Source organism: Martelella sp. (assembly GCF_984369615.1).
The window spans coordinates 1-5,599 of the sequence record NZ_CFHTCS010000293.1; the positions used below are offsets into that span (position 1 = coordinate 1).

Annotated in this window: 6 protein-coding genes; 3 read left to right on the forward strand and 3 right to left on the reverse strand. The window is 64.2% G+C overall.

Going from position 1 to position 5,599, the window contains the following annotated elements:
* The 3 genes from AC5DC2_RS18490 to AC5DC2_RS18500 all read left to right on the forward strand — a co-directional run.
* On the forward strand, positions 1–800 hold an 800-nt coding region (locus tag AC5DC2_RS18490), incomplete at its 5' end, for a sulfatase-like hydrolase/transferase (RefSeq protein ID WP_491699528.1).
* Between the two features lie 113 nt (positions 801–913).
* Positions 914–1,591, forward strand: coding sequence for a helix-turn-helix transcriptional regulator (locus AC5DC2_RS18495; RefSeq protein WP_491699529.1), 678 nt, complete (start codon positions 914–916; stop codon positions 1,589–1,591).
* 20 nt (positions 1,592–1,611) lie between these two features.
* The gene (locus AC5DC2_RS18500; protein WP_051424068.1) at positions 1,612–1,932 is read left to right on the forward strand and encodes a tetratricopeptide repeat protein; all 321 of its coding nucleotides are present in this window, start codon (positions 1,612–1,614) and stop codon (positions 1,930–1,932) included.
* Between the two features lie 4 nt (positions 1,933–1,936).
* Here the strand turns inward: AC5DC2_RS18500 and AC5DC2_RS18505 are convergent, their stop codons facing one another.
* The 3 genes from AC5DC2_RS18505 to parC form a co-directional block, all read right to left on the reverse strand.
* Positions 1,937–2,479 carry a flavin reductase family protein gene (locus tag AC5DC2_RS18505; protein WP_024708161.1) on the reverse strand — a complete coding sequence of 181 codons (543 nt, stop codon included), beginning with the start codon at positions 2,477–2,479 and terminating at the stop codon, positions 1,937–1,939.
* A gap of 115 nt (positions 2,480–2,594) precedes the next feature.
* A complete protein-coding gene (locus AC5DC2_RS18510; protein WP_024708160.1) occupies positions 2,595–3,197 on the reverse strand; it encodes a superoxide dismutase in 603 nt (200 codons plus the stop codon).
* A gap of 242 nt (positions 3,198–3,439) precedes the next feature.
* Positions 3,440–5,599 (reverse strand): DNA topoisomerase IV subunit A (parC, locus tag AC5DC2_RS18515; protein ID WP_491699530.1); only part of this gene is annotated, 2,160 nt, incomplete at its 5' end.

Genomic DNA, 5,599 nt, shown 5'->3' on the forward strand with positions numbered 1-5,599 from the left:
ATTACCGCTCGATCCACCGCCTCGACCAAGGCGTCGGCATGGTTCTCGAGGAACTTGAAAAGGCCGGGCTTGCCGATGACACGCTCGTCGTGTTCCTCTCCGACAACGGTTCCCCCTTCCTCAATTCCAAGACCACGCTTTACGATGCCGGCGTGCATCTGCCGCTGATCATCCGCAAGCCGGGCGGCCGCGAAGGCATCGCCAATCCCAATCTGGTGTCCTTCACCGATATCCTGCCGACCTTTCTCGACTGGGCGGGCCACGCAGCCCCGCCCGGCCCGCGCAAGGGGCGCTCGCTGCTGCCGATCCTCGAATCAGAAACGCTTGAGGATGACTGGCAGTCCGTGTTCGGCTCGCACACCTTCCACGAGATCACCAATTACTGGCCGACGCGCTTCATGCGCACCACGCGCTACAAATATCACCGCAATGTCGCCTGGCAGCTCGATTTCCCCTTCTCCGGCGATCTCTACGGCTCGCTGACCTGGGAGGGCATTCGCAACCAGACCCCTGCGATGATCGGCGACCGTTCGGTCAAGGACTATGTCCGCCGTCCGCCGGAGGAGCTTTACGATCTGGAGGCCGACCCGCACGAGGTCAAAAATCTGGCCGGTGACCCGGCCCATCGCGATCGCCTGCTTGAGATGCGCGCCGCGACCGAGGCCTGGCAGCGGGAGACCGGCGACCCGTGGCTCTACCGCGACGGCGTGTCGCTGCGCGCCATCGAGAAACACCTTGAGGCCGGCATGGCCGTGCCCGACCGGTTCGACTTCGACCCGGACAATCCGGCCTCGCGCTAGAGCGGTTCCGCCTTTGGTGGAAACGCGGACATGCCGATCCCATTTACAAAGCCATTGCTTTGAAAAGACCGGCCCGCTATACGGGTCGGGCGACACAGAACACCCGATGAAGCATGGCAAGCGACACCGATCCCCAGACGAGCAGCCCGAGCGCCGGTTATATGACCCGCAGCGCCGCCGATCGCATTCTGATGCAGCTGAAAATGCACGGGCCCCTGACGGCGGCCGATCTCGGCAAACGCACCGGCACCACCGGCGAGGCCGCGCGCCAGCAGCTCTCACGGCTGGCCGAAACCGGGCTCGTTACGGCGGAAAGCCGTCGTTCGGGCGTCGGTCGCCCGCGCCAGCTATGGAGCCTGACGCCGGCCGGAGAGGGGCGCTTTCCCGACACCCATGCGTCGCTGACCGTGGAGCTCCTGGATAACATCCGCGCCGAGCTTGGCGAAGCTGCGCTTGAAACGGTGATTGCCGCACGCGAACGGCGCACCGGCAGCCTCTACCGGGCGGCGATGGAGGGCTGCGACAGTCTGGATGAAAAGCTCACAGTTCTAACCCGGCTGCGCTCTGCCGAAGGCTATATGGCGGACTGGTACGAGGCGGAGGACGGCACGCGGCGCCTTGTCGAGCACCACTGCCCGATCTGCGCGGCGGCCACCGCCTGCCAGGGGTTCTGCCGCTCGGAACTCGCGATCTTCCGCCAGCTTCTCGGCCCCTCTGTCGACATTCGTCGCGACGAGCATATCGTCAAGGGCGGCAGGCGCTGCACCTATGTCGTGAGCGAGACGCGCTAGAGATGGGAAAGGAAAGCTGCATGCCCGCCGGAATTCGCGAGGCGCTGGAAAAACAGGTTGCCGCAGGCAAGGACAACGCGCTCTGCCGGCTGACGCTCGGCCGCATTCTGGCCGGCGAGGACCGGCTGGACGAGGCGATCGCGCACCTGACCCGCGCGCTTGAACTCGACCCCGATTATTCCGCCGCCTATTCGGCACTCGGCAAGGCCTATCAGCGCAAGGGCGACACCGCGAACGCCATCGAGACCTTTGCAATCGGCGCCGACGTTGCCGCGCGCAAGGGCGATCTGCAGGCCGCCCGGCAAATGCAGGTGCTGCACCGCAAGCTCACGAAGGCCTGAGCCCCTAACCCAGCCGCCTGTAACCGCGCCCGTGCCAGATCAGCGGGGTCGCCCCCGCCTTCCGCGCGATTTCGGCGATCGAACCGGCAAAGAGCACATGCGTGCCGGTATCGATCCGGCCGATCACATCGCAATCGAGCGCCGTCATCGCGCCCTCAAGCTTCGGATTGCCGGAGGGCCACGCCGTCCATGTGCCGCATTTGAAGCGATGAGCCGGCGCGATGCGGCCGGCAAAGGCATCCGCCACCGTCCATTGCGTCGCCGAAAGCATGGCGAGCGAGAACGCGCCCTTTTCCGCAATCAACCCCGCCAAATGCGCGCCTGCGTCGATCGACACCAGGATGGAGGGCGGCGAGCCGCTGAGGGAGAAGACCGCGGTCGCGGTGCGGCCGGAGCGCTCCCCCTCAGTGGCCGCCCCGACGATGCAGACGGTTGCGGCAAGCGAGGCCATCGCATCGCGGAAGTCAGCCTTGTCGATCGGCGGGCGCGCCGGCGCGCCAAGCGGCATGGCCCGCGCCCCGCTTGCGGCGAAGGCATCGACCGTCATGCTCCCTCTCCCGGTTTTTCGAAGAAGAGGCCGCCGCAGTCTTGGGTAACAGCATAAGTCATCGGATCAGCGAACGCCGCGCCTGTTCAACAAAGGCGCGGCGCCCGTCCCTTCATCAGCCGAGATTGGCTTCGGCGAATTCGTAATTGGCGAGATGATCGAGGAAGTTGCCGACATAATCGGGACGACGGTTGCGGAAGTCGAGATAGTAGGAATGTTCCCACACATCGAGGCCGAGCAGGACCTTGCCCTCACCCGTTGCCAACGGATTGGAGCCGTTCGGCGTTTTCACCGTCTTCAGCCTGCCGTCCTCGCCCAGCACCAGCCAGGCCCAGCCGGAGCCGAACTGGCCGACGGCGGCCGCCTTGAAGGCATCCTTGAAGGCATCGACCGAGCCGAAATCTTGCGTGATCTTGGCTTCCAGACGGCCGGGCATGCCGCCGCCATCGGGCGACAGCGCGTTCCAGAAATGCAGGTGGTTCCAGTGCTGGCCGGCATTGTTGAAGACAGGCGCGAGATCGGCCTTGTCCCTGGAAAAGGCAATGATCTCTTCCAGCGACTTGCCCTGCAGATCGGCATTCTTCTCGACGAAGCCATTGAGCGTCGTCACATAGGTCTGGTGATGCTTGCCGTGGTGCAGTTCCAGCGTCTCCTGCCCCATGCCGCGGTCGGCAAGGGCGGAATGGGCGTAAGGCAGAGCGGGCAGTTCAAAGGCCATTTTATGTCTCCCGTGATGGCGCGCCGAAGCGCGACGGTTATTTAACAAGCAATGCCTTTGAAAATCATCGACGCAAATATGTCAAGCGATGACTTGGAAAATTGAAGAGGATGGCTGGCGAAGATGCCCGCTCCAAATCAATCTCCCCCCTTGAGGGGGAGATTGACCGGAACAAGATCGGAGAACCCAGCGAGGATCAAACAGCGTGGCGGAGCAGAGGTAGTGCGGCCGAATTTCCCACACTACCCCCGGAACGTCCCGTTCCTCGGGAAGCCCTTCGGGGCGATCCGGCCGGCTGTGGCGCGGTCGCCGCGCCATTCCATCAGTTCGTCGACGCTGCGGGTGTGGGTCCGCCCCGCGCTGTCGGTCCAGGTGAGCCCGTCTTCCAGCGCGAAGCATTTTGCGTCCGAAAGGCCGCCGTCCTTGTAGCGCTGCAGGCGCACGCCCTTGCCGCGCGCCATCTCGGCGATCTGCGACAGCGGGAAGACGAGGAGCTTGCGGTTCTCGCCGATGACGGCGACGTGGTCTCCGGTCGCCGGCGTCAGCAGCTTCACCTCGACGGGCATCGTCACATTCATCACCTGCTTGCCCTTGCGGGTGTTGGCAACCATCTGGTCTTCGTCGACGACGAAGCCGTTGCCGGCGGTGGACGCGATCAGCATCTTGCGGCCGGGCTCGTGCACGAAGGCGGTGACGACGTCCTGGTCCGCGTCGATATCGACCATGATGCGCAGCGGTTCGCCGTGGCCGCGCCCGCCCGGCAGCTTGTCGGCGCCGAGCGTGAAGGCCTTGCCGCCGGTGGTGACGATCAAAAGCTTGTCGGTGGTCTGCGCCGGGAAGGAAAGCTTCAGGCTGTCGCCATCCTTGAACGACAGGCCGGAGGCGTCGACATGGCCCTTCAGCGCCCTGACCCAACCCTTTTCCGAGATGACGATGGTGACCGGCTCCTTCTCGATCATCGCCTGCTGGATGGCCTCGACATCGGTCTCCGGCGCATCGTCGAAGGTAGAGCGGCGGCGGCCGAGCTCGGTCGCCTTGGCAAAGGTCTTCTTCACCTCGCCGATTTCCCAGGCCACCGTCTGCCACTGCTTGTCGTCGGAGGCAAGCAGCGCCTCGATCTCGGCCTTTTCCGCCGTCAGCGCGTCGAATTCCTTGCGGATCTCGATTTCCTCGAGCTTGCGCAGCGCGCGCAGCCGCATGTTGAGGATGGCTTCCGCCTGCACGTCGGTGATCCCGAAGCGTTCGATCATCACCTGTTTCGGCTCGTCCTCCTCGCGGATGATCCGGATTACCTCGTCAAGGTTCAGATAGGCGACCAGAAGGCCGCCGAGGATTTCCAGCCGACGGTCGATCGCCGCAAGCCGGTGGCGCGAGCGGCGCTGCAGCACATCGCGGCGGTGGCCGAGCCATTCCGTGAGAACATCGACGAGGCCCATCACCTTCGGCACCTTGCCTTGGGAGAGCACGTTCATGTTCATGGAAAAGCGGCTTTCCAGATCGGTGAGCTTGAACAGCGATTCCATCAAAAGCGCGGGGTCGACGGCGCGCGACTTCGGCACCAGGACGACGCGGATATCCTCCGCCGATTCATCCTGGATGTCTTCCAGAAGCGGCAGGCGGCGGGCGATCAAGAGTTCGGCGATCTTCTCGATCAGCCGCGATTTCTGCACGCCATAGGGTATTTCGGTGACGACGATCTGGTAGTTGCCGCGCCCGAGATCTTCCTTCTCCCAGCGCGCGCGCACCCTGAAGCCGCCGCGCCCGGTCCTGTAGGTTTCGACCATTGAGTCGAAATCCTCGACGATGATGCCGCCGGTCGGAAAATCCGGCCCCTGGATCATGTTCGCCTTCGGTCCGTCGGCGTTCGGCAACGTCACCAGGTCTTCGACGGTGGCGTCGGGGTGCTTGATCAGGTGGATCGCCGCCTCGCACAATTCATGGGCATTGTGCGGGGGAATGGAAGTCGCCATGCCGACGGCGATGCCGGTGGAACCGTTGGCGAGCAGGTTCGGGAAGGCGCCGGGCATCACCACCGGCTCCTCGTCCTCCTCGTTATAGGTCGGGCGGAAATCGACGGCGTCCTCGTCGATGCCTTCCAGCATCAGCGCCGCCACATCGGTCATGCGCGCCTCGGTGTAGCGCATGGCCGCGGCACTATCGCCGTCGATATTGCCGAAATTGCCCTGGCCGTCGACCATAGGATAGCGCTGGGCAAAGCTCTGCGACAGACGTACCAGCGCATCATAGATCGAGGCATCGCCATGGGGGTGGAACTTACCCATGACATCGCCGACAATACGGGCGCATTTTTTGTAGGCGGAGCCGGGCCGCACGCCGATCTCGCTCATGCCGTGGATGATGCGGCGGTGCACGGGCTTCAGCCCGTCGCGCACATCCGGCAG